This is a genomic window from Micromonospora sp. NPDC048907 (assembly GCF_055586885.1).
On record NZ_JBVJHI010000005.1, the window covers coordinates 552,030 to 572,701 of the forward strand.

Consider the following 20,672-nt stretch of genomic DNA (forward strand, 5'->3'; position numbering starts at 1 on the left):
CCGCAGCTGACCAGCGGCGCTAGCGTCACGGCATGACGCCCGACCGCTCCTTTCGTGCCCGGCTCACCGGACGGCTTTCCGGCGGCCGGCTCGGCGCCGTCGGGCTGGTGCTCGGCGGGGCGCTGTCGGTGCAGTTCGGCTCGGCCGTGGCCGCGCTGCTGTTCCCGCGTACCGGGGTGGCCGGGGCGGTCACCCTGCGGCTGACCATCGGCGCGCTGCTGATGCTCGCCGTGTGCCGCCCCCGGCTGCGCGGGCACGGCCGAGGCGGCTGGGCGGCCGTGGTCGCGTTCGGGCTGGCGCTGGCCGGCATGAACTCGATCTTCTACCAGGCCATCGAGCGGATCCCGCTGGGACCGGCGGTGACCCTGGAGGTGCTCGGCCCGCTGGCGCTGTCCGTGGTCACCGCCCGGCGGCTGGCCGCCTGGTGCTGGGCCGGGCTGGCCCTGGCCGGGGTGGCCCTGCTCGGGCAGGGCGGATTCGACCGGCTGGACCCGGTCGGCGCCGCGCTGGCGCTGGTCGCCGGCGCGCTGTGGGCGGCGTACATTGTCTGCTCCGCCCGGGTCGGCGGGCGGTTCCCCCGCGCCGACGGGCTGGCGCTGGCGCTCGCTGTGGCCGCGCTGGTCACCCTGCCCATCGGGCTGGTCGGGTCGGGCGGCCGGCTCTGGCACCCGGCGGTGCTCGGGCTCGGCACCGGGCTGGCCCTGCTCGCCTCGGTGCTGCCGTACACCCTGGAGCTGCTGGCGCTGCGGCGGCTGCCCACGGCGACGTTCGCCGTGCTGATGAGCCTCGGGCCGGCCATCGCCGCGCTGGCCGGGTGGCTGGTGCTCGACCAGGCGCTGCACCCGGTGGAGGTGCTGGCCATCGGCCTGGTGATCGCCGCGAGCATCGGCGCGGTACGCGCCGGCGCCCCGGCCGCCGCGCCGCCGCCCGCCGGGCCGGACGCCGAGAGCGGCGCGCTGGTCAGCGCAGCAGCCGCGCCGCCGCCGGCACCGCGCTGACCCGCACCGGCAGGTCGAACGCCCGCTCCCCGTCGGCGTACGTGGTGATGCCCTCGGCGTCCAGTTCCACGGTGCGGGCCCGGTAGCTGCGGACCAGCGGGTGCGTGACGTGGGTGCCCTGGTAGATGCGGGGCTTGACCCGCATGAGCGTGCGCCGGTCGAACCGGCCGCCGACCACCACGTCCAGCAGGCCGTCGTGCGGGTCGGCGTCGGGGCAGATCCGCATGCCGCCGCCGTAGCTTGCCGCGTTGCCCACCGCCACCAGCACCGCGTCCACCTCGTGTTCGGCGCCGTCGAGGCGCAGCCGGTAGCGGCGCGGCCGGAGCCGGGCCAGCTCGACGAGGATGGCCAGGTCGTAGCGGCGCGGGCCACGCGGCCAGCGCATCCGGTTGGCCCGCTCGTTGACGATCGCGTCGAAGCCGGCGGCCAGCACGGCGCCGTACCAGCGCTCGCCGCCGCCGGGGGTGGTCAGCCGGGCCAGGTCGACCGGGCGGGTGCGGCCGGCGCGCAGCGCGTCGGCGATCACCTCGACGGCGGCCAGGGGGTCGGCCGGGAAGCCGGTGTCCATCGCGAAGTCGTTGCCGGTGCCGGCGGGCACCGGCCCGAACGGCACCGTCGTGCCGGCGACCGCCTGCAACGCCCGGTGCACCGTGCCGTCCCCGCCGACGGCGACCAGCGCGCCGGCGCCGTCCGCGACCGCCGCCCGGCACGCCGCCTCGGCCTCCTCCGGGGTACGCGCCCGCAGCAGCTCGACCGGCCGGCCGGCGGCGCCCAGCCGCTCGAGAAGCTGGGGCAGCAGGCCCCGGTGCCGTCCCCGGCCGGCGGTCGGGTTGGCGAGCACGGCCACCGGGCCGGGCGGAACAAGATCGTGCGCGGTCACGGCGAGCACCGTACGGCACGAGCCACGCCCCTCACCAGGGGCGACACCCTCGTCCGCGATGGACGGGGCGGCGCGGCGAGCGACCGCCCGGCATACTCCCCGTGATGCGCACCCGCACCCTGCTCGCCGTCGCCGCTCCGATCGCGCTCGCCCCGCTCCTGCTGGCCGGCGGCCTCTGGTGGGCCCAGCGCCCGGTCGAGCCGGCCTGGCACGACAACGCGGTCGTCGACGCCACCGAGACCGCCGACCGGATCCAGGCGCGCTTCGTCCGCGATCACCTCTACAAGGCGGCCGACTACGCGCACACCGCCGGTCAGGAGCCCGGGGTGGCCGTGCTCCGGGTCCAGGGCGAGACACACTGGCAGACCGGGGTCACCCTGGTGCTCCGGGTCACCGGGCACGGGCAGGGGGTCAACGGCCACGGCACGGTCGTCGAGGGGGACGCACAGGTCTGCTTCCGGTTCCGGCTGGGCCCCGAGCGGGACAGCCGCGACGACGGCGTCGACTGCCCGTCGGGCGACCCGCTGCCGGTCCGCCCGGACCCCTCGCTCAGCGGCGTGGACGACCGCCTGAAGCGCGCCCTCGCGGCCGCCGGCCCGGACGAGGCGGCCGTCCGCGCCGCGGTCGACGGCCTCGGACTCGACCCGGCCGTGCGGCGGGAGGTCGCCGCCGCCCGCGGCACGGTCGGGGTGGCCCTGCGCGCCGCCCAGTACGACTGCCTGCTGGCCCGGGTCGGCCCGACCGGCGCCCAGACGTGGCGACCCGCCCACACCCAGCTCGCCCCCGGGGAGCTGCCGTGCACGGCCGGCACGGCGCTGAGCAGCCAGTTCGGCCGCTACCCGCACTGACGGTCAGAACGTGATGCGCACCTTCAGCGCGGTCCGCTCGTCCATCGCCCGGTAGCCGTCCGGCACCCCGTCGAGGGTCACCGAGCGGTCGAAGACCGGGGACGGGTCGATGGCGCCGTCCAGCACGTCGGCCAGCAGCTCGGGGATGTACGCGCGGGCCGGCGCGACGCCGCCGGCGACGGCCACGTTGCGGTCGAACATCTGCTGGATGTCCACCCCGGCGCTGCCGCCGTGCGGCACGCCCACGTAGCCCACCGCGCCGCCGTCCCGGGCGATCGAGATCGCGGTCCGCATCGACTCCTCGGTGCCGACCGCCTCCAGCACGGCGTGCGCGCCCTGCCCCCGGGTCAGCTCCCGGACCGCGGCGATCGCCGCCTCGCCCCGCTCGGCGACCACGTCGGTGGCCCCGAAGGAGCGGGCGATGTCGGTCCGCGCGGTGTGCCGGCCCAGCGCGATGATCTGCTCGGCGCCGAGCCGCTTCGCGGCGAGCACCCCGCAGAGCCCGACCGCGCCGTCACCGACCACGGCCACGGCGGCCCCGGGACGCACCCGGGCGGCGAGCGCCGCGTGGTGCCCGGTGGCCAGCACGTCGGAGAGCGCCAGCAGCGCGGTGAGCAGCCGCGGGTCGCCGGCCGCCTCGGCGGGCAGCTTCACCAGGGTGCCGTCGGCGTACGGGACCCGCACGGCCTCCCCCTGGCCACCGTCCGAGCCGACCGAACCCCAGAAGCCGCCGTGCGGGCAGGACGTGTGCAGCCCCTCGCGGCAGAAGTCGCAGGTGCCGTCGGACCAGACGAACGGCGCCACCACCAGGTCGCCGACCCGCACCGAGCCGACCTCGGCGCCGACGGCCTCGACCACGCCGAGGAACTCGTGACCGATGCGCTGCCCCGGCTGCCGCTGGGCGACGCCCCGGTACGCCCACAGGTCACTGCCGCAGATGCAGGCCAGCACGGTGCGGACGACGGCGTCGGTGGGGGTGCGGACGGCCGCGTCCGGCACCTCCTCGACCCGGATGTCGTTCGGGCCGTGGATCACGGTGGCGCGCATGGGCGGAGGTCCTCCGGTGGGCGGGGCGGGCGCCGGGGCGGTGCGGCCGGCGGCGGGGCGGGCGGCCCCGGGCGAACACTAGACCGCCCGGGACGCGCCGCGACTGTCGTTCACCGGCCGCGTGGCGGGGCTCACCGGTCAGCGCACCACGAGCTGCCTGGTCACCGGGGCGGCGCCGTCGCCCTTGATCTTCAACGTCCAGGTGCCGGCGCCGCCGAACGTCACGACCGCGTCCGCCGTGCCGTTCGGCCCGGCCTTGACCTCGGCCGCGCGCTTGCCGTCCGGGTCGAGCACGTCCAGCGTCCGGGCCGCCCCGGTCTTGTTGGTCACCCGGAACTGGATCTTCTCGCCCGGCTCGGCGATCAGCCCCTCCGCGCCGGTGATCCCGGCCGCCGTCAGCTCGACGGCGACCTCCCGGTCGTACGCCGTCTCGGCCGCGGCGCTGGCCACGGCGCCGTCGTCGGAGACGGTGATCCGGGTTCGCACGCCGTCGCCCTGCCGGCCCGGCTTGCACGCCACCTCGTACAGGCCGGTGGCGAGGGTGGCCCGCAGGTCCCCGGTCTTCCCGGGTGCGACGTCCGCCGCCTCGGCGACCACCTTCGTGAAACCGGCCCCCTCACGGCCGTACAGGTAGACCCCGGTGGCCTGCTGCCCCCGGTTGGTCACCGCGAAGGTGACCGCGCCCGGGTTGAAGAGGGTGGTGGCGACCTCGCAACTGGTGTCGGTGGCGGTCACCGGGACCTGCCAGCCGGTGGGGGCGGGGTCGTCGTCACCGCAGGCGGTGAGGGCGGCGGTGGCGCAGATCGCGGCCACGACGGCGGCGGTACGGCTCTTCATCGGCTCTCCGGGGCGGAGGTCAGCGCGCTGACCAGGACGGACGCCGACAACCACCCCGGGCACACCGCCCGGGGGACTTCGGCGGAGTCAGGAGAGTCTAAGCGCGCCGGCCGTCCTGGCAAGGGGACAGGTTGGCGCGGCCGCGGCCACCCGCCGGGGCGGGTCAGCGGGCGACATGGGCCAGCCCGCTGCCGATCACGTCCCGCCGCCCCCACCGGCCCGGCACGTCGAGCAGCTCCACCCGGCCGAACCGGGCCGGCACCCGCGGCGCCATCAGCAGGTGCTCGCCGGCCGCCTCCAGCCCGAGCAGGGCCCGCAGCAGCAGGAACGGGGCCGCCGTCGCCATCGCCTGCGGAGTGTTCGCGGTCGGGAAGCTGACCGGATACTCGGTCAGCACCCGGTCGTAGCCGGCGAACGCCTCGGGCAGCCGGCCGTGGAAATAGCGGGAGACATCCACGATGGCCTCGGCGACCCGCCCGGCCTCCTCGGCGAAGCCGTAGCGGCGCAGACCCCAGGTGATCAGCGCGTTGTCGAACGGCCACACCGCACCCACGTGGAAGCCGAGCGGGTTGTACCGCTCCTGCCCGGTGGCCAGGCTGCGGATGCCCCAGCCGGAGAAGAGCCGCGGCCCGAGCAGGTGGGCGGCCACCTCCGCGGCCCGCTCCGGCGGGACGATGCCGCTCCACAGCAGGTGGCCCATGTTGGACGCCAGCGCGTCGACCTGCCCGCCGTCGCCGTCGAGGGCCAGCGCGTAGTGGCCCTCGTCGGCGATCCAGAAGTCCCGGTCGAAGCGTTCCCGCAGCGCCGCGGCCTCCCGCTCCAGCCGGTCGGCGTAAGCCGGGTCACCCCAGAACTCCCGGGCCATCCGGGCGCCCCGCAGCTTCGCGTCGTACGCGTACCCCTGGAGTTCGCAGGTGGCCAGCGGCGGGCCGGGCAGCCGCCCGTCGGCGTGACAGATCGCCTCCGGCGAGTCCTTCCACCCCTGGTTCGCCACCCCCGAACGCTCGTTGCGGCACAGGTAGCGGACGTAGCCGTCGCCGAGCAGGTCGCCGTACTCGTCGATCCACCGCAGCGCCGCCCGCGCCTCGTCCTCGAACTCCCGCACCAGGTCCACGTCGCCGCTCCACCGCTCGTACTCGTCGAGCAGGATCACGTAGAGCGGGGTGGCGTCGGCGGTGCCGTAGTACGGGGACTGCGGGCGCTCCTCGAACGCCACCATCTCCCCGTACCGGAACTCGCGGAGGATCTTGCCGGGTTCCTCGTCGCGGAAGTCGTCGAGCACCGCGCCCTGGTCGATGCCGAGCATCCGCACCGTCGCCGACGCCAGCTCGGGCGCCACCGGCAGCGCCATGAAGCTGGTCAGGATGCTGTCGCGGCCGGTGATGGTGGCCGCCCAGGGCAGGCCGGCGGCGGGCATCACCTGGTCGGGCAGGGTCAGCGGCGAGTAGCGCAGCGCCGCCAGGTCCACCAGGCTGCGCCGGTAGGCCTCGGTCAGCGCCTCCCAGTCACAGGTGAGCTGCGGCGTGCGGGACAGCCACGCGTTCAAATCGTCCTGCCGTTCCTCGGCGCTGGCCCGGGGCCGCCGCTCCAACCGGTCCCGGACGTCGATGCCGTCCGGGCGCAGCACGTACGACCGCACCCGCAGGGTCGTGGTCCAGGCCTCCTTGGGCGTCAGCCGCACCGTCCAGGTGAGACCCCGCTCGTCCACCCGCACCGGTTCGCTGCTGGTCACCACGGTCTCCCGCTGGAACCTCTCCCGCTGGTAGCCGAGGCGCAGCCCGCGCTCCTCGACCTGCCGGTAGAGCCGCCCCGGCGGCGTGCGCTCGGCGGCGACGCCCAGGATCGGCGCGAAGTCGCTGCCCACGTCGAGCCGGACGGTGAACTCCTCCGGCACGTGGTGGTGGTTGAACAGGGTCAACCGCTCCTCGAAGGCGCCGCCGGTGATCGCGCGCTCCCGGATGAGCGACGACTTGGCGTCCACGTAGTGCGTCGGGGCGCCCGGGACCAGGAAGAACCGCATCTGGAGGTGGTCCCGCTCGGCGATGGACAGCGACGACAGCCGCTCGCCGTTGAGCGTGAGGCGCCAGACCGACAGGAACCGGGTGTCGAAGTCGAAGAAGCCCACCGGATTGGCCACGGTCGCCTCGATGTCGCCGTTGTCGTCGCTGAGCACGAAGACGTTGCCGTCCAGCACGCGCACCAGGTTCTGGTTCATCCGGGCCTCCGGAGGGCGCGTTCCCGCGGGTGCCGCATCCCGGGCGGCGCCGGGAAGAGGCGCTCCAGCAGCACCACGAACCGGAAGTGCCCGTCGGCGACGATCTCGTTGCGCAGCCAGGCGGTCAGCGGCTTGACCTCACCCCGGGCCATCCGCACGAAGAAGTCCCGCCGGGTCCGGATCACCGTGTCGGCGTACCGGGCGCGGTGTTCCACCGCGAGCCGGCCGTGGTGGATGGTGACGTGCCAGGCGTCGACCCCGTCGGACCCCTCCAGCTCGAAGCGGATCGTGCCGGTGGTGCGGCGCAGCACCCGCTGGGGTGCCTGCCGGGCGAGCTGCGCGAAGAACGCCTCGATCGGATCGGACACCGCACCGCCTCCCGGGAGAGGGCCGGCGCGCCGCCGGCACCGATGCCCGGCGGGCTGCGACGACGGGCGCGTCCGCACCGCCTCGGGCGCCGCCCCAGACTATCGCCGGGCCCCGGCACGGACCCGGGGATCGGGGGAACTGCGGTGGCCGGCAGGATGGCGGGATGCGCCTGGTCTCCCTGCTCCCCTCGGCCACCGAGATCGTCTACGCCCTGGGGCTCGGCGACGACCTGGTCGGGGTCACCTTCGAGTGTGCGGTGCCGCCCGCGTACCGGGCCGGCACCACAATCGTGGTCGGCGGCCGGGACACCCGCGGCATGAGCCCCGGCGAGATCGACGCCTACGTCAAGGGCCAGCTCGCCGCCGGCGCGGACCTCTACACCCTGCACGCCGGGGCGCTGGCCGGGCTGGACCCGGACCTGATCCTCACCCAGGACCTGTGCCGGGTCTGCGCGCTGCCCTCGGGCCGGGTGGCGGACGCCGTCGAGCACCTCGGCTGCCGGGCGGAGGTGCTGTCGCTCGACCCGTACACCCTGGCGGACGTGCTGGACACGATCCTGGCCGTGGGCGCGGCGGCCCGGGTGCCGGACCGGGCGGAGGCCCTGGTGGACGGGCTGCGGGCGCGGCTCGCGGCGGTCGGCGCGGCGGTGGCCGGCCGGCCCCGGCGGCGCGTCGCCGTGGTGGAGTGGGTCGACCCGCCGTTCGGCGCCGGACACTGGATCCCCGACCTGGTCGAGGCCGCCGGCGGCGAGCCGGTGGCGACCCACCCTGGTGCCCGGTCCACGCCGACCACCTGGGCGGCGCTGCGCGCCGCGCGGCCCGAGGTGGTGCTGGTCGCGCCGTGCGGCTTCGACCTGGACGGAGCCGCCGCGCAGGCCGCCGGGGTGACCGCGCACTTCCCCGGCGCGGAGGTCTGGGCGTTGGACGCCGACGGGCTGATCGTGCGGGCCGGCCCGCGCCTGGTCGACGGGGCCGAGGCGATCGCGGCGATCCTGCACCCGGACGCCGTCCCCGCCCCGCCGGAGGGCGCGGCCCGCCGGGTGGCCTGAGCCGGCCGGCTCCGATCACGCCCAGCGCGGGCGGCGGCGTCCCCCGGACCCGACCGCCTTACTTCGCCGACGGGACGTCCGCCCGGGTCAGGCGGCGCGGCGGGCCGGACGGCCGTCGTGACCGAGCGGGATGAGCCGGCGCCAGCGGGGCAGCTCGGTCACCACGGTGACCGCCGCCAGCAGGATCACCGTGACCGCGACCGGCCGCGGCCAGGCCGCCCAGGCCCCGAGCGCGGCGGCGACCAGTTGCAGCAGCACCAGCGCGACGGTGACCGGCCCGGACACCGGCACGATGACCTGCCGCTTGTCGCCGGGGGTGGCGAACACGGTGGGCAGGCCGATCAGCAGCACCACCGAGGCGACCGCCAGCACCACGGAGTGCCGGGCGAGAGCCCACGGGGTGGCGACCCAGGCGACCAGTTCGGTCAGGAAACGCAGCGCGGAGGGCAGGTCGGGGCGCCCGGCCCGGTCGTTGTCGATCACGGCCGACAGTATGCCGAGCCACCGTCGGCCCGGCTCTGACCGCCCCGGGTGCGCGAACGCCGCCCCTGGGTGCGGGGGCGGCGTTCGCGTCAGGTGCTCGGGTGGACCGGTCAGGTCATGTCGTCGTAGCGGCGCTCGATCGGCGCCGGGCCGGCGACCGGCTCGGGCGCTCCGACCGGGGCGGCCGTCTCGACCCCGCCGACGGCCCCGACCGGTTCGACGGTCAGGTCCAGCGGCGAGACCTCGTCGTCGGGCACGTCGGCGTACATCTCCCGACCGCGCCCCCGCCGCTTGTCGTTGACGAACGCCACCGCCACCGCGCCGAAGTAGAGCGCGGAGAGGCAGAACGCCAGCGCCGTCATGCCGAACGGGTCGGGCGTCGGCGTGACCACCGCGGAGAACGCGAAGAACACGAAGATCGCCACCCGCCACCAGCCCAGCAGGCGCTTGGCGCTGGCCAGCCCGACGAAGTTGAGCATCAGCACGATGAGCGGGAACTCGAACGCCACGCCGAACAGCAGGATCAGGTTCGTGACGAAACCGATGTAGCGGGTGATGTCCAGCGTCGTGGTGACGTCGCCGCCACCGGAGACGTTGAGCAGGAACTCCAGGCCCTTGGACGTGACGAAGAACGCCAGCACCGCGCCGGCCGCGAACAGCGGGGCGGCCAGGGCGGTGAAGAAGTAGGCGTACCGCCGCTCGTGCCGGTGCAGGCCCGGGGCGATGAACGCCCAGAGCTGGTAGAGCCAGATCGGCGCCGCGATGATCAGGCCGACCCAGAGCGCGACCTTCATCTGCAACAGGAACAGGTCGGCCGGACCGAGCTGCACGAAGTTGCAGGTGCCGTTGACGAGCCGCGCCTTCGGCAGGTCGCAGTAGGGCTTCTGCAACAGGTGCAGCACCGGCCCGGAGAGCCAGACGCCGAAGCCGAAGCCGACCAGGATCGCCAGCGACGCGCGGAACAGCCGGTTACGCAGCTCCCGGACGTGCTCGATGAGCGTCATCGAGCCGTCGGCGGCCCGTTCGAACGTGCTCGGGCCGCGCTTCTTCAACCCGAAGGCCACGGTGGTGGGGCCCTTTCGGATCAGTTCTCGCGGACGCGCTGCACCGGGTCGACCGGCGGGGCGACCGGCTGCTGCGGCTGCGGGGCGAACTGCGGCTGCTGCGGCGGGAGCGGCTGGTAGCCGGCCTGCGCGTCGGCCTTCTCGGCCAGGTCACGGTCGTCGTCGTGCAGGCTCTTGGTCTCGGCCTTGATGATCCGCAGCGAACGGCCCAGCGAGCGGGCCGCGTCGGGGAGCCGCTTCGCGCCGAAGAGCAGGATCAGCACGACCACGAGTACGGCGATGTGCCACGGCTTGAGGGCACCCATGGGAAGCTCCAGTCGCTCTGTGTCGGTGAGGGTGGTCGGAGCCCATCGTACGTGCGTCGAAGGCGGTTGCCACCCTGCCCGGCCCCCGGTTGCGGGCCTGGCCGGTGAAGTCTCGGCCAACCCGTAGTGTCCCGTCAACCACCCACGGGGCGCAATCGTGCGCGGATCCGGGCGCGAACGCGCAGCTACCGCGCAGCGGACCGACCGCCGTCGATCACTCCCCGCGCCGGGCCCTGATGACCGCCATCCGCTCCTGCGCGACGGTCGCCCGCTCCTGCAGCGACGCGGCCCGCGCCTGGAGCTCCTCGGCGGCGGAGCGCAGCGACTCCGCCTCGGTCGCGCGACGCTGGAGGGCCAGCGCGGCGCGGCGCAGCCGGGGCAGGCGCGCCAGCACCGGCCGGACCGCCAGGGCCAGCACGACCAGCGCGAACAGCACGACCCCGAGCACGATCCACGTCACCACGGCGGTCAGCCTACTGGGTGACGCCGGCCACCGCCGGGTCGGCGCGGTCGACCGGGGTGGCGTACGCGTCGAGCGCGGCGGCCGCCTGGGCCCGCACCTGCTCGGCCAGCTCGGTCGGCGCGACCACCGTCACGTCCGGCCCGAGGCCGAGCACGAACCGGCGAGCCCAGCCCAGGTCGGTGACCCGCAGCGACACCAGCCACTGCTCGCCGTCGGCCTCGACCCGCTCGCACGGGTAGTACTCGGTGATCCACCGCTCGCCCCGGCCTATCCGCAGGGTGATCAGCGGAAGGTCCGGTGACGGTCGGAACACCCCGTCGCTGAGGTCGTGCGGGCGGGCCTGCGGCGGGACCACCGCCTGCTCGGCCAGCTCGGTGACCGCGTCGATCCGGTCGGCCCGGAACAGCCGGACCGCCTCGGCCCGGCGGCACCACGCCTCCACGTACGCCCGGCCGCCGACCATCAGCATCCGCAGCGGGTCGATGGTGCGCTCGGTGGTCTCGTCGCGGGCGGCCGTGTAGTAGGTGATCCGCAACGCGCGGCCGCGCTCCACGGCGGCGCGCAGCTCGCGGACCCGGGCCGTGTCGCCGGGCAGCCGCACCTCGACCGGGGCGCCGGCCAGGTCACCGGCCGCGCTCTCGATCTTGGCGAGGGCCCGCTCGACCGCCTCCCGGTTGGCCACCCCGGGTGTCTCGGCCAGCATCCGCAGCGCCACCACCAGGGCCAGGGCCTCGTCGGGAGTGAGCCGCAGCGGGCGGTCGATGCCGGCGTCGTAGGTGATCGTCACCCGGTCACCGTCGAACGCCATGTCGATCAGGTCACCGGGGCCGTAACCGGGCAGCCCGCACACCCAGAGCAGCTCCAGGTCCTCGCGGAGCTGCTTCTCGGTCACCCCGAGGTCGTGCGCCGCCTCGGCGATCTCGATGCCGGGGCGGGCCAGCAGGTAGGGCACCAGGTTGAGCAGCCGGGCCAGCCGGTCCGCCGACGCGCGGCCGCCCCGGGCCGCCGGGCGGGTCACCGGGCGCCCCCCGTCACGGCCAGGTCGTCGTGCCGGGTCGCGATCTCCTTCAGCCGCTGGATGACCGCCTCGCGGACCTCCGGCGGCTCCAGCACCCGCACGTCCGGGCCGTAGCCGACGATGTGGCCGGCCAGGTAGTCGGCGTCGGCGTAGGGCAGGACGAGGCGGTCGCCGTCCGGCCCGGCCTGGGTCTCCACCGCCCAGCGACGCAGCCCCGCGGCGCGGCCGGCGGCGACCAGCACGGTGGCCCGGCCGGTCCGCTCCACCGGCCCGGACCAGCGGGCCACGTGACTGATCAGGTCCACCCCGGCGGGCGGCTCGTACGCCCCGGGCTGCCCGGTCACCCGGACCGCGCCCACCACGCGGGAGAGCCGGAAGCAGCGGGTCGCGGCCCGGTCCAGGTCGTGGCCGACCACGTACCAGCGGCCGCGCCAGCAGACCACGCCCCACGGCTGCACGCGGCGGCGGGTCGGCGCGTCCCGGTCGGGCACCCGGTAGTCGAAGTTGACCTCGCGCCGGTCGCGGGCGGCGGCGGTCAGCGGCGCGAACGCCGGGTCGACCGTGACCATCGGCTCCAGGCCCAGCGTGGCCTGCGGGTCCACGTCGATGCCGGCGGCGCGCAGCTTCGCCAGCCCGGAGGAGGCGGCGGCGGCCAGGCCGGCGTGCTGCCACAGCCGGGCGGCGATGCCCACGGCGGCGGCCTCGTCCGGTTCGAGGGGGATGTCGGGTAGGGCGTACTCCCGGGGCGCGATCCGGTAACCCGGCTCGGCGTCGAACACGCTGGCCGTGCCGGTCTCCAGCGGAACCCCGAGCTCCCGCAGCTCGGCCTTGTCCCGCTCGAACTTGCGCTGGAACGCCTCGTGGTCCTTGGCGTCGTCCGGATCGTGCTCGTAGCCGGGCACGGTCGCGGCGATCTGCGCGGCGGTCAGGAACCGTCGCGTGGACAGCAGGCAGATCACCAGGTTGACCAGGCGTTCGGTACGGGTCCGCGACACGTGGGAAACGCTAGCAGCCCGCACGTCCGCGGCGCGCACCCGCGCGGGCGCGGCGCGCGGGAGTCCCGCCGCGGAGGCGATGCGCACCACACCGCCCCCGGCCCGTCCCGCTCGCCGCGCGGAGGGCCGAGGGCGGCCATAGGGTGGTTCGCATGGCGGAGCCGGAGGTCAAGAGCGAGAGCGTCGGCACGGTCGTGGTGGCCGGCGCGGCGAACCTCGCCATCGCGATCGCCAAGCTGATCGCGGGCCTGCTCTCCGGCTCCGCGGCGATGCTCTCCGAGGCCGCGCACTCGGTCGCCGACACGACCACCGAGGTCCTGCTCTACATGGCGCTGCGCCGCGGGGCGCGGCCCGCCGACACCCGGCACCCCTTCGGGTACGGCAAGGAGAGCTACGTCTGGGCCTTCCTCGCCGCGCTGTTCACGTTCGTGGTCGGCGCCGGCTTCGCCATCACCCACGGCGTCACCACGATCCTCGTGCACGAGCACACCGGCAACTACCTGGCCTCGTACGTCGTGCTGGCGGTCTCCTTCGCCATCGAGTCGGTCTCGCTGGCCCGGGCCGTCCGGCAGGTCCGCAACGAGTCCCGGCGCTGGCGGGCCACCCCGCGCCGCTACCTGCGGCTGACCGCCGACACCACGGTGAAGGCGGTGTTCCTGGAGGACAGCGCCGCCCTGATCGGCCTGCTGCTCGCCGCCGCCGGGCTCACGCTGTCGCACCTCACCGGCGACGAGGTCTACGACGGCGTCGCCTCGATCCTCATCGGCGTGCTGCTGCTGGTGGTCGCCGGCATCCTGGCCCGCAGCAACATCTCGCTGCTGGTGGGCCGGGCGGTGTCCGACCGGGTGCACCGGCAGATCGAGCACGAGCTGGCCGGGCTTCCCGCGGTGGACCGGGTCGACACCCTGATGACCATGTTCCTCGGCCCCGAGGACATCCTGGTCGCCGCCAAGGTCGACTTCCACGACGACGCCACCGGCGCCGACATCGAGGCCGCCGCCGACGAGGCCGAGCGGCGGCTCACCGACCGGTTCCCGGAGATCGGGTACGTCTTCCTCGACCCGACCCGGTCGAGGCGCGGCAGCGACGGGCACCGGGCCCGGACCACCCAGGACGAGGACGAGCGGGCCGTGGACCAGGAGCCGGGCGGGGTGCCCTGACCGGCAGGCCGGCGACCCGGCCGCACCCCGGCCCGGCGCCGGCCGATACCGTGCCCGGCATGGTGCGATGGCGGTCCGGCACGGTGGCGGCGGTACGGCGGCGGTGGGCCGGCGCCGCCGAACTCGACGTCGACCTGCCCGGCGGCGGCCGGATGCGCGCCCTGGCCTACCCGGCTCTGGTCGGTGACCCGGAGCCCGGCGACCGGGTGCTGCTCAACGCCGGCGCGCTGCTGATGGGTCTCGGCACCGGCGGGTACGCCCTCGTCGTGGCCCTGCCCGACCGGCTCCCCGCCGACCCGCCGCAGGCCGCCGACACCCGCGACGCCGGGCACCTGGTCAAGGCCCGCTACACCCCGCTGCAGCCGATCCTGCTGGGCGTCGACGAGGAGGCCTCCCCGCACCACGCGCGCCTGGCCGCCGCCGAGTCCGTCGACGGGATGCCCGTGGTGACCGCCGACCTGCACTCCGCGCTGCCGGCGATCCTGGCCGGCGTCCACGCCGACGCCCCGGACGCCCGGGTCGCCTACCTGCTCACCGACGGCGGGGCGCTGCCGGCCTGGTTCTCCCGCACCCTCGCCGGACTCGCCGGCCACCTCGCCGGCACGGTCAGCGTGGGCCAGGCGTTCGGCGGCGACCTGGAGGCCAGCACCCTGCACAGCGGGCTGCTCGCCGCCCGGCACGTGCTCGGCGCCGACGTCGCGATCGTCGCCCAGGGGCCCGGCAACCTGGGCACCGGCACCCGCTGGGGCTTCTCCGGGGTGGCCGTCGGCGAGGCGGTCAACGCGGTCGCCACGCTGGGCGGGCGGCCGGTCGGCTCGCTGCGGATCTCCGCGGCCGACCCCCGCCCCCGGCACCGCGGCGTCTCCCACCACAGCCTCACCGCGTACGGGCGGGTCGCCCTGGCCCCCGCCGAGCTGGTCGTGCCGGACGGCCTGGATCCCGCTCTCGCGGCCGAGGTGGGTGCGGCGCTGGCCCCGCTCGCGGCGCGGCACCGGATCGTCACCGTGCCCACCGACGGCCTGGACGCGGCGCTGCGGGCCAGCCCGGTCGGCCTGTCGACGATGGGGCGCGGGCTCGACGGCGACCACGCCTACTTCCTGGCCGCGGCCGCCGCCGGCCGGCACGCGGCCCGCCTGCTCGGCTGACCCCTCAGCGCGGCCCGTAGCCGTGCGCGACGATGTGCTCCGCGGCCCGGGTGTAGCCCGCCGGGTCGGCCGGCGCCAGCGTGCCCAGGCCGTCGACGTAGCGGTTGTACATGCAGAACGCGGCGGCGATCAGCACCGTGTCGTGGATCTCCAGGTCGGTGGCACCCTCGGCGCGGGCCGCCTCGACCAGCGCGGTGGTGACCTCCCGGCCGCCGCGCTGCACCGCCCCGGCGATCCGCAGCAGCGCCCGCAGCTTCGGATCGACCGGCGCGCCGTCCAGGTCCCGGCGGACCTGCTCCACCAGCGGCATCCCGGCGGGCAACTGGGCGGCAGCGAACGCCGAGTGCGACGCGCAGCAGAACGTGCAGGCGTTCAAATCCGACACGTACGCGGCGATGAGCTCCCGCTCGCCCGCGCTCAGCGTGGGATGCGGGGCGTGCAGCAGCGTGTCGGCGAGGTCGAACAGCGGCTTGGCCGTCTCCGGGCGGTAGCGGGCCAGCCCGTTGATGCCGGGGTGGGCCTGCTCGTCCAGGCCGAGATCGATGTGTGCGATGACGTCACCCTCCCGTGCCGCGCCGGCCGGGGCCGGCGGGTCGAATCCGGTCGATGTGACAACCTTCCCGGGTGGCCGGGCCGGCGCGCAACTGCCCCGCCGCCGCTCCGGCGGTCAGCCGGCCAGGAAGATCAGCCCCAGCCAGGCAACCACGATCAGCACCAGCGCCGCCGCCAGCACCCAGGTCGGCACGGCGAACTCGCCGCGGCGGTTGCGCTCGACCTCGGCGCGGATCTTCTCCCGGCGCCGCTCAACCCAGTTGAGCTTCTCGGTGCCGCGGTCGCGGGCGGCGGACGTGTCGCGGCCCGGGCGGCCGGCAGGTTCGGAAGTGTTCATCGCGACGCCAGCGTACCCGTGGACGCGGCGGCCGGCGCCCCGGCACCGGCCGCCCGGCCCCAGGTCACATGCTCGCGATCAGCCGCTCCACCCGCTCGTCGTACGCCCGGAACGGGTCCTTGCACAGCACCGTGCGCTGCGCCTGGTCGTTCAGCTTGAGGTGCACCCAGTCGACGGTGAAGTCCCGCCGCTTCTCCTGGGCGTGCCGGATGAACTCGCCGCGCAGCCGCGCCCGGGTGGTCTGCGGCGGGGTCTCCTTCGCCTCGAAGATCTCCGGGTCGGTGGCCACCCGGTCCACCTCGCCGCGCCGCTCCAGCAGCCCGTAGAGCCCCCGGCCGCGCCGCAGGTCGTGGTAGGCCAGGTCCATCTGCGCCACCCGCGGGTGCGACAGCGGCAGGTCGTGCTTGCGCTGGTAGCGCTCGATCAGCCGCAGCTTCGTCACCCAGTCGATCTCCCGGGACACCGGGTCCAGGTCGCCGGTCTCCACGGCCCGCAGCACCCGCGCCCACAGGTCCACCACCCGCTTCGCGGTCTGGTCGCCGCCGCGGCGCTCCACGAACTCGGTCGCCTTCGCCAGGTATTCCTGCTGGATGTCCAGCGCCGAGACCTCCTTGCCGGAGGCCAGCCGCACCTTGCGCCGCCCGGTGATGTCGTGGGACACCTCCCGGATCGCGCGGATCGGGTTCTCCAGCGTCAGGTCCCGCATCACCACGCCGGCCTCGATCATCCGCAGCACGATGTCGGCCGTGCCGACCTTCAGCAGCGTGGTGACCTCGTTCATGTTCGAGTCGCCGACGATCACGTGCAGCCGCCGGTAGCGCTCGGCGTCGGCGTGCGGCTCGTCCCGGGTGTTGATGATGGGCCGGCTGCGGGTGGTCGCCGAGGAGACGCCCTCCCAGATGTGCTCGGCCCGCTGCGACAGGCAGTAGACCGCCCCGCGCGGCGTCTGGAGCACCTTGCCGGCGCCGCAGATCAACTGGCGGGTGACCAGGAACGGGATCAGCACGTCGGCCAGCCGGCCGAACTCGCCGTGCCGGGACACCAGGTAGTTCTCGTGGCAGCCGTACGAGTTGCCGGCCGAGTCGGTGTTGTTCTTGAACAGGTAGATCTCGCCCGCGATGCCCTCGTCGTGCAGCCGCTTCTCCGCGTCGACGAGCAGCCCCTCCAGGATCCGCTCCCCCGCCCGGTCGTGGGCCACGAGGTCGGTCACCGAGTCGCACTCCGGCGTCGCGTACTCGGGGTGCGAGCCCACGTCCAGGTAGAGGCGGGCTCCGTTGCGCAGGAAGACGTTGCTCGACCGGCCCCACGACACCACCCGCCGGAACAGGTACCGCGCGACCTCGTCGGGGGACAGTCGGCGTTGCCCGCGATAGGTGCAGGTGACGCCGTACTCGGTTTCGAGGCCGAAGATTCGCCGCTCCATGATGTGACATTAGCCGCCCGGGGCCCCGGATGGGCAGCGCTCAACCCACGGGTCTCATCCGCACCGGGCCGGGCATTCCCCGCGTTCGCACCTCCCACGGCCGGGTACGGTCCCAGCCGTGAGAATCCTCGTCACCGGCGGCGCCGGCTTCATCGGCTCGGCGTACGTCCGGCGGCTGCTCACCGGCGCCGAGCCGGACCTCACGGCGGACACCGTCACCGTGCTCGACGCCTGGACCTACGCCGCCACCGAGGGCGCCCTCGACCCCGTCCGCGCCGACCCGAGGCTGCGGGTCGTCCGCGGCGACATCCGCGACCCCGCCCTGGTCGACGTCACCGTCGCCGGCCACGACGCCGTCGTGCACTTCGCCGCCGAGTCGCACGTGGACCGCTCCATCGCCGCCGCCGCCGACTTCGTGACCACCAACGTGGTCGGCACCCAGACCCTGCTCGACGCGGCCCTGCGCCACGGGGTACGCCGCTTCGTCCAGGTCTCCACCGACGAGGTGTACGGCTCCATCGCCACCGGCGCCTGGACCGAACGGGCCCCGCTCGACCCCAGCTCCCCGTACTCGGCCAGCAAGGCCGCCGGCGACCTGCTCGCGCTGGCCTACCACCGCACCCACGGCCTCGACGTCGTGGTCACCCGCGGCGCCAACACCTACGGGCCCTACCAGTACCCCGAGAAGATCATTCCGCTGTTCGTCACCAACCTGCTCGACGGGCACGACGTGCCCCTCTACGGCGACGGCGGCAACGTGCGCGACTGGCTGCACGTCGACGACCACTGCCACGGCGTCGCGCTCGCCCAGACCCGCGGCCGGGCCGGCGGCGTCTACCACCTGGGCGGCGGCGCCGAACTCACCAACCGGGAACTCACCGGCCGGCTGCTCGCCGCGTGCGGCGCCGGCTGGGAGCGGGTCCGGCCGGTCGCCGACCGCAAGGGCCACGACCGTCGGTACGCCCTGGACACCACCACCACCCGCCGCGAGCTGGGCTGGGCGCCCACCGTCGACCTCGACCAGGGGCTCGCCGCCACCGTCGCCTGGTACCGGGACAACCGGGCCTGGTGGACGCCCCTGAAGCCGCACCGCTGACGGGTGCCGGGCCCACGACCCGGCACCCGGCCGGCGTCACTCCTCGGGCTGCTCCTCCTGCGGCTGACCCTCCAGGTCGGCCGAGCCCGCCGACGTGGTCGGCTTCTTCGCCTCCTCGGTCGGCACCGTCGGGGTCTTCGCCCGCCCGGCCGCCGGCGCCGCGTCCGCGCTCGCGTCGCCGTCCAGCAGCGCGGTCAGCGCCGCCCCGGTGATCCGCCGGAACGTCCGCCCCACCCGGCGCCGATCCAGGACCGCCACCTCCAGCTGGTTCGCCGCGATCGTGCGCGCCGCCCCGCCCTCGCCGCCGACGCTGCTCAGCGCCTTCATGGCCGCCCGGACCGCCTCCGACAGCGACATGTCCGGCCGGTGCTCGTTCTTCAGCACCCCGGTGATCGCCTCGGCCTGGCCGCCCATCGCCATCCGGCCCGGCTCGTCGTTGACCGACCCGTCGTAGGTCAGCCGGTAGAGCGCGTCGTCGTCCGGCGTGGCGCCCACCTCGGCGACGCAGATCTCCACCTCGAACGGCTTCGACTGCTCGGTGAAGATCGCGCCCAGCGTCTGCGCGAACGCGTTCGCCAGGCCCAGCCCGGTCACGTCCCGGCGGTCGTAGCTCAGGCCGTTCAGGTCGGCCATCCGCACCCCGGCCCGGCGCAGGTTCTCGAACTCGTTGTACCGGCCGACCGCGGCGAAGCCGATCCGGTCGTAGATCTCACTGACCTTGTGCAGGGTGCTGGACAGGTTCTCCGCGACGAAGAGCACCCCGCCCTCGTAGCTCAGGACGACCGCGCTGCGGCCCCGGGCGATGCCCTTGCGGGCCAGCTCGGAGCGGTCGCGCATGATCTGCTCGGGCGAGGCGTAGAACTGCATGGCCACGGCGGCGGTTCTCCTTCGGGCGCTGTGCTGCGGACTGCTGACTCAGGTGGTGGGAGCGGGGTCAGCCGCCCGGGTTCTCCATCCGGCCGGCCACCACACCCTCGGCGATCGCCGCCGTCTCGGCGTCGGTGAGCCGGTGCGTGCCCTCGGCGGTCGCGGTCATCACCACCGGGTAGATCCGGCGGGTCAGGTCCGGGCCACCGGTCGCGGTGTCGTCGTCGGCCGCGTCGTAGAGCGCCTCGACGGCCAGCCGGGTCGCGTCGTCGATCGACAGACCCGCCCGGAACCGCTTCTTCAGCGCGGACTTGGCGAACAGCGAGCCGGAGCCGATCGCGTCGTAGCCGGTCTCCTCGTAGGGGCCGCCGGTCACGTCGAAGCTGAAGATCCGCCCGGCGCGGGCCGGATCGGCGGCGGCCAGGTCGAAGCCGGCGAAGAGCGGGATCACGGCGAGACCCTGCATGGCGGCGCCCAAATTGCCCCGGATCATCGAGGCCAGCCGGTTGGCCTTGCCGTCGAGCGAGAGCATGGCGCCCTCGATCTTCTCGTAGTGCTCCAGCTCCACCTGGAACAGTCGCATCAGCTCGATGCCGATGCCCGCGGTGCCCGCGATGCCGACCAGCGAGTACGCGTCGGCCGGGTGGACCTTCTCGATGTCCCGCTGGGCGATCAGGTTGCCCATCGTGGCGCGCCGGTCGCCGGCCATCACCACGCCACCGCTGGCCGAGATGGCCACGATGGTCGTCGCGTGCGGCGCCAGGTCGGCGGCCATGCCGGGCGGCAGCGGCCGACGGCCGGGCAGCATCTCGGGAGCCACCCTGCTCAGGAACGTTGTGAAGGAGGACGTCCCCGCGTTGGTGAACACATCTGGAAGACGCCCGGATGGATCAAAACCCGCTGCCACGTGGTTCCTCTCAGGTACGTGATCGCCCTGGCCAGCCTCGCGGGACTGTCACGGAACTGGCCAAGACCACCGTTGCAGTTGAAGCAGAGTATCCCGCGCACCCATCCGGTGCGATGATCGTGGTCCAGGTGTTCCGGGTCGGGTGACCCGCAGATCGCGCACACGCCACCCTGCTCGGCGAGAAGCTCATCGAACTCCTTCTGCCCGATCCCATACCGCCGCCGCAGGTGATACTCGCGGCTACCGCCATACAGGCGCAGCGCGGTTTCCTTACCCTTCTCGTTGTGGCACGGCTTGCAGTATCGGCCGTAGCCGCCCCGGCCCGACCGATTACGCGGGAAGTGGTCGAGCTCCTTGGTCTCACCACACGTGGGACAGCGGCGGTAACCGTCCGGGACCGTTGGCAGCTCGCGCACCTCCCGACCGTGCTTCTCCTTCAGGCGCTTGGCATAACTGGCCTTCGAGCGAAGGTTGAAGCAAGGCTTGCAGTAGCTGCCACGGCCGTCGGGTCGACGGCTGTTAGCGCAGAAATCATCGAGCGGCTTCCACTCGTCGCAGTCACGACAGCGGCGGAGGCCGTCCCGATCATCGAGCGAGCGGGGCATGTCCGATTCG

Annotated in this window: 23 protein-coding genes; 6 read left to right on the forward strand and 17 right to left on the reverse strand. The window is 74.7% G+C overall.

Annotated features, from left to right (window positions below):
* Nucleotides 1-32: 32 nt before the first annotated feature.
* Nucleotides 33-998 (forward strand): EamA family transporter, encoded by a 966-nt coding sequence (locus ACZ6PY_RS20615; protein WP_466074450.1) that lies wholly within the window; start codon nucleotides 33-35, stop codon nucleotides 996-998.
* Here ACZ6PY_RS20615 and ACZ6PY_RS20620 read toward each other — a convergent pair.
* Nucleotides 961-1,887, reverse strand: a complete 927-nt coding sequence (locus ACZ6PY_RS20620) for a diacylglycerol kinase (RefSeq protein WP_466074452.1) — start codon at nucleotides 1,885-1,887, stop codon at nucleotides 961-963. The genes ACZ6PY_RS20615 and ACZ6PY_RS20620 overlap by 38 nt on opposite strands.
* Nucleotides 1,888-1,982: 95 nt before the next feature.
* Between ACZ6PY_RS20620 and ACZ6PY_RS20625 the strand changes: the two genes are divergently transcribed.
* The gene (locus ACZ6PY_RS20625; RefSeq protein ID WP_466074454.1) at nucleotides 1,983-2,726 is read left to right on the forward strand and encodes a hypothetical protein; all 744 of its coding nucleotides are present in this window, start codon (nucleotides 1,983-1,985) and stop codon (nucleotides 2,724-2,726) included.
* A 3-nt stretch (nucleotides 2,727-2,729) separates the two neighbouring features.
* Here the strand turns inward: ACZ6PY_RS20625 and ACZ6PY_RS20630 are convergent, their stop codons facing one another.
* The 4 genes from ACZ6PY_RS20630 to ACZ6PY_RS20645 all read right to left on the reverse strand — a co-directional run bounded on the left by ACZ6PY_RS20630 (nucleotide 2,730) and on the right by ACZ6PY_RS20645 (nucleotide 7,193).
* Nucleotides 2,730-3,773 carry a zinc-dependent alcohol dehydrogenase family protein gene (locus ACZ6PY_RS20630; protein WP_466074456.1) on the reverse strand — a complete coding sequence of 348 codons (1,044 nt, stop codon included), beginning with the start codon at nucleotides 3,771-3,773 and terminating at the stop codon, nucleotides 2,730-2,732.
* A gap of 138 nt (nucleotides 3,774-3,911) precedes the next feature.
* The gene (locus tag ACZ6PY_RS20635; RefSeq protein ID WP_466074458.1) at nucleotides 3,912-4,610 is read right to left on the reverse strand and encodes a hypothetical protein; all 699 of its coding nucleotides are present in this window, start codon (nucleotides 4,608-4,610) and stop codon (nucleotides 3,912-3,914) included.
* Nucleotides 4,611-4,773: 163 nt separating this feature from the next.
* On the reverse strand, nucleotides 4,774-6,825 hold the full coding sequence (locus ACZ6PY_RS20640) for an amylo-alpha-1,6-glucosidase (protein WP_466074460.1): 2,052 nt from the start codon (nucleotides 6,823-6,825) through the stop codon (nucleotides 4,774-4,776).
* Complete coding sequence (locus tag ACZ6PY_RS20645) at nucleotides 6,822-7,193, reverse strand: SCP2 sterol-binding domain-containing protein (RefSeq protein ID WP_466074462.1); 372 nt, start codon at nucleotides 7,191-7,193, stop codon at nucleotides 6,822-6,824. The genes ACZ6PY_RS20640 and ACZ6PY_RS20645 overlap by 4 nt, the downstream gene beginning before the upstream one ends.
* A 164-nt stretch (nucleotides 7,194-7,357) precedes the next feature.
* On the opposite strand from ACZ6PY_RS20645, the gene ACZ6PY_RS20650 reads away from it, so the two are divergent.
* The gene (locus tag ACZ6PY_RS20650; protein WP_466074464.1) at nucleotides 7,358-8,242 is read left to right on the forward strand and encodes an ABC transporter substrate-binding protein; all 885 of its coding nucleotides are present in this window, start codon (nucleotides 7,358-7,360) and stop codon (nucleotides 8,240-8,242) included.
* 87 nt (nucleotides 8,243-8,329) lie between these two features.
* Here ACZ6PY_RS20650 and ACZ6PY_RS20655 read toward each other — a convergent pair whose 3' ends face one another.
* The 6 genes from ACZ6PY_RS20655 to ACZ6PY_RS20680 all read right to left on the reverse strand — a co-directional run bounded on the left by ACZ6PY_RS20655 (nucleotide 8,330) and on the right by ACZ6PY_RS20680 (nucleotide 12,570).
* A complete protein-coding gene (locus tag ACZ6PY_RS20655; RefSeq protein ID WP_466074466.1) occupies nucleotides 8,330-8,725 on the reverse strand; it encodes a hypothetical protein in 396 nt (131 codons plus the stop codon).
* 110 nt (nucleotides 8,726-8,835) lie between these two features.
* Nucleotides 8,836-9,789: a twin-arginine translocase subunit TatC gene (tatC, locus tag ACZ6PY_RS20660; RefSeq protein ID WP_466074467.1), complete on the reverse strand. Its 954-nt coding sequence runs from the start codon at nucleotides 9,787-9,789 to the stop codon at nucleotides 8,836-8,838.
* A 20-nt stretch (nucleotides 9,790-9,809) separates the two neighbouring features.
* Nucleotides 9,810-10,094 carry a Sec-independent protein translocase subunit TatA gene (tatA, locus tag ACZ6PY_RS20665; protein WP_466074469.1) on the reverse strand — a complete coding sequence of 95 codons (285 nt, stop codon included), beginning with the start codon at nucleotides 10,092-10,094 and terminating at the stop codon, nucleotides 9,810-9,812.
* A gap of 214 nt (nucleotides 10,095-10,308) precedes the next feature.
* Nucleotides 10,309-10,557 carry a hypothetical protein gene (locus tag ACZ6PY_RS20670; RefSeq protein ID WP_466074471.1) on the reverse strand — a complete coding sequence of 83 codons (249 nt, stop codon included), beginning with the start codon at nucleotides 10,555-10,557 and terminating at the stop codon, nucleotides 10,309-10,311.
* A 10-nt stretch (nucleotides 10,558-10,567) separates the two neighbouring features.
* Nucleotides 10,568-11,575, reverse strand: coding sequence for a helix-turn-helix transcriptional regulator (locus tag ACZ6PY_RS20675; protein ID WP_262286109.1), 1,008 nt, complete (start codon nucleotides 11,573-11,575; stop codon nucleotides 10,568-10,570).
* Nucleotides 11,572-12,570 (reverse strand): helix-turn-helix transcriptional regulator, encoded by a 999-nt coding sequence (locus ACZ6PY_RS20680; protein WP_466074473.1) that lies wholly within the window; start codon nucleotides 12,568-12,570, stop codon nucleotides 11,572-11,574. The genes ACZ6PY_RS20675 and ACZ6PY_RS20680 overlap by 4 nt, the downstream gene beginning before the upstream one ends.
* A 152-nt stretch (nucleotides 12,571-12,722) precedes the next feature.
* Between ACZ6PY_RS20680 and ACZ6PY_RS20685 the strand changes: the two genes are divergently transcribed.
* Both ACZ6PY_RS20685 and ACZ6PY_RS20690 read left to right on the forward strand, forming a co-directional pair.
* Nucleotides 12,723-13,730, forward strand: coding sequence for a cation diffusion facilitator family transporter (locus ACZ6PY_RS20685; RefSeq protein ID WP_466074475.1), 1,008 nt, complete (start codon nucleotides 12,723-12,725; stop codon nucleotides 13,728-13,730).
* 59 nt (nucleotides 13,731-13,789) lie between these two features.
* Nucleotides 13,790-14,875 carry a DUF3866 family protein gene (locus ACZ6PY_RS20690; RefSeq protein ID WP_466074477.1) on the forward strand — a complete coding sequence of 362 codons (1,086 nt, stop codon included), beginning with the start codon at nucleotides 13,790-13,792 and terminating at the stop codon, nucleotides 14,873-14,875.
* Between the two features lie 4 nt (nucleotides 14,876-14,879).
* On the opposite strand, the gene ACZ6PY_RS20695 is transcribed toward ACZ6PY_RS20690, so the two are convergent.
* The 3 genes from ACZ6PY_RS20695 to pafA all read right to left on the reverse strand — a co-directional run bounded on the left by ACZ6PY_RS20695 (nucleotide 14,880) and on the right by pafA (nucleotide 17,187).
* On the reverse strand, nucleotides 14,880-15,260 hold the full coding sequence (locus ACZ6PY_RS20695) for a carboxymuconolactone decarboxylase family protein (RefSeq protein ID WP_466074479.1): 381 nt from the start codon (nucleotides 15,258-15,260) through the stop codon (nucleotides 14,880-14,882).
* A 282-nt stretch (nucleotides 15,261-15,542) separates the two neighbouring features.
* A complete protein-coding gene (locus ACZ6PY_RS20700; RefSeq protein ID WP_466074481.1) occupies nucleotides 15,543-15,764 on the reverse strand; it encodes a hypothetical protein in 222 nt (73 codons plus the stop codon).
* A 64-nt stretch (nucleotides 15,765-15,828) separates the two neighbouring features.
* Nucleotides 15,829-17,187, reverse strand: a complete 1,359-nt coding sequence (pafA, locus tag ACZ6PY_RS20705; RefSeq protein ID WP_262286115.1) for a Pup--protein ligase — start codon at nucleotides 17,185-17,187, stop codon at nucleotides 15,829-15,831.
* A 118-nt stretch (nucleotides 17,188-17,305) separates the two neighbouring features.
* Between pafA and rfbB the strand changes: the two genes are divergently transcribed.
* Nucleotides 17,306-18,283, forward strand: coding sequence for a dTDP-glucose 4,6-dehydratase (rfbB, locus tag ACZ6PY_RS20710; protein WP_466074483.1), 978 nt, complete (start codon nucleotides 17,306-17,308; stop codon nucleotides 18,281-18,283).
* Between the two features lie 36 nt (nucleotides 18,284-18,319).
* Here the strand turns inward: rfbB and prcA are convergent, their stop codons facing one another.
* The 3 genes from prcA to ACZ6PY_RS20725 all read right to left on the reverse strand — a co-directional run bounded on the left by prcA (nucleotide 18,320) and on the right by ACZ6PY_RS20725 (nucleotide 20,662).
* Entirely contained in the window at nucleotides 18,320-19,156 is an 837-nt protein-coding gene (gene prcA / locus ACZ6PY_RS20715) for a proteasome subunit alpha (protein WP_466074485.1), read from the reverse strand.
* A gap of 61 nt (nucleotides 19,157-19,217) precedes the next feature.
* Entirely contained in the window at nucleotides 19,218-20,057 is an 840-nt protein-coding gene (gene prcB / locus ACZ6PY_RS20720) for a proteasome subunit beta (protein ID WP_466074487.1), read from the reverse strand.
* The gene (locus ACZ6PY_RS20725; protein WP_466074489.1) at nucleotides 19,976-20,662 is read right to left on the reverse strand and encodes an endonuclease domain-containing protein; all 687 of its coding nucleotides are present in this window, start codon (nucleotides 20,660-20,662) and stop codon (nucleotides 19,976-19,978) included. Before ACZ6PY_RS20725 ends, prcB begins: the two co-directional genes overlap by 82 nt.
* Nucleotides 20,663-20,672 lie beyond the last annotated feature (10 nt).

What these genes read in the sequence shown, in the direction of transcription:
- tatA (WP_466074469.1), bottom strand. Translation starts at nt 10,094, where the DNA reads ATGGGTGCCCTCAAGCCGTGGCACATCGCCGTACTCGTGGTCGTGCTG.
- pafA (WP_262286115.1), bottom strand. Translation starts at nt 17,187, where the DNA reads ATGGAGCGGCGAATCTTCGGCCTCGAAACCGAGTACGGCGTCACCTGC.
- ACZ6PY_RS20725 (WP_466074489.1), bottom strand. Translation starts at nt 20,662, where the DNA reads ATGCCCCGCTCGCTCGATGATCGGGACGGCCTCCGCCGCTGTCGTGAC.
- ACZ6PY_RS20625 (WP_466074454.1), top strand. Translation starts at nt 1,983, where the DNA reads ATGCGCACCCGCACCCTGCTCGCCGTCGCCGCTCCGATCGCGCTCGCC.
- ACZ6PY_RS20700 (WP_466074481.1), bottom strand. Translation starts at nt 15,764, where the DNA reads ATGAACACTTCCGAACCTGCCGGCCGCCCGGGCCGCGACACGTCCGCC.
- ACZ6PY_RS20615 (WP_466074450.1), top strand. Translation starts at nt 33, where the DNA reads ATGACGCCCGACCGCTCCTTTCGTGCCCGGCTCACCGGACGGCTTTCC.
- ACZ6PY_RS20690 (WP_466074477.1), top strand. Translation starts at nt 13,790, where the DNA reads ATGGTGCGATGGCGGTCCGGCACGGTGGCGGCGGTACGGCGGCGGTGG.
- ACZ6PY_RS20650 (WP_466074464.1), top strand. Translation starts at nt 7,358, where the DNA reads ATGCGCCTGGTCTCCCTGCTCCCCTCGGCCACCGAGATCGTCTACGCC.
- ACZ6PY_RS20635 (WP_466074458.1), bottom strand. Translation starts at nt 4,610, where the DNA reads ATGAAGAGCCGTACCGCCGCCGTCGTGGCCGCGATCTGCGCCACCGCC.
- ACZ6PY_RS20685 (WP_466074475.1), top strand. Translation starts at nt 12,723, where the DNA reads ATGGCGGAGCCGGAGGTCAAGAGCGAGAGCGTCGGCACGGTCGTGGTG.
- ACZ6PY_RS20630 (WP_466074456.1), bottom strand. Translation starts at nt 3,773, where the DNA reads ATGCGCGCCACCGTGATCCACGGCCCGAACGACATCCGGGTCGAGGAG.
- ACZ6PY_RS20640 (WP_466074460.1), bottom strand. Translation starts at nt 6,825, where the DNA reads ATGAACCAGAACCTGGTGCGCGTGCTGGACGGCAACGTCTTCGTGCTC.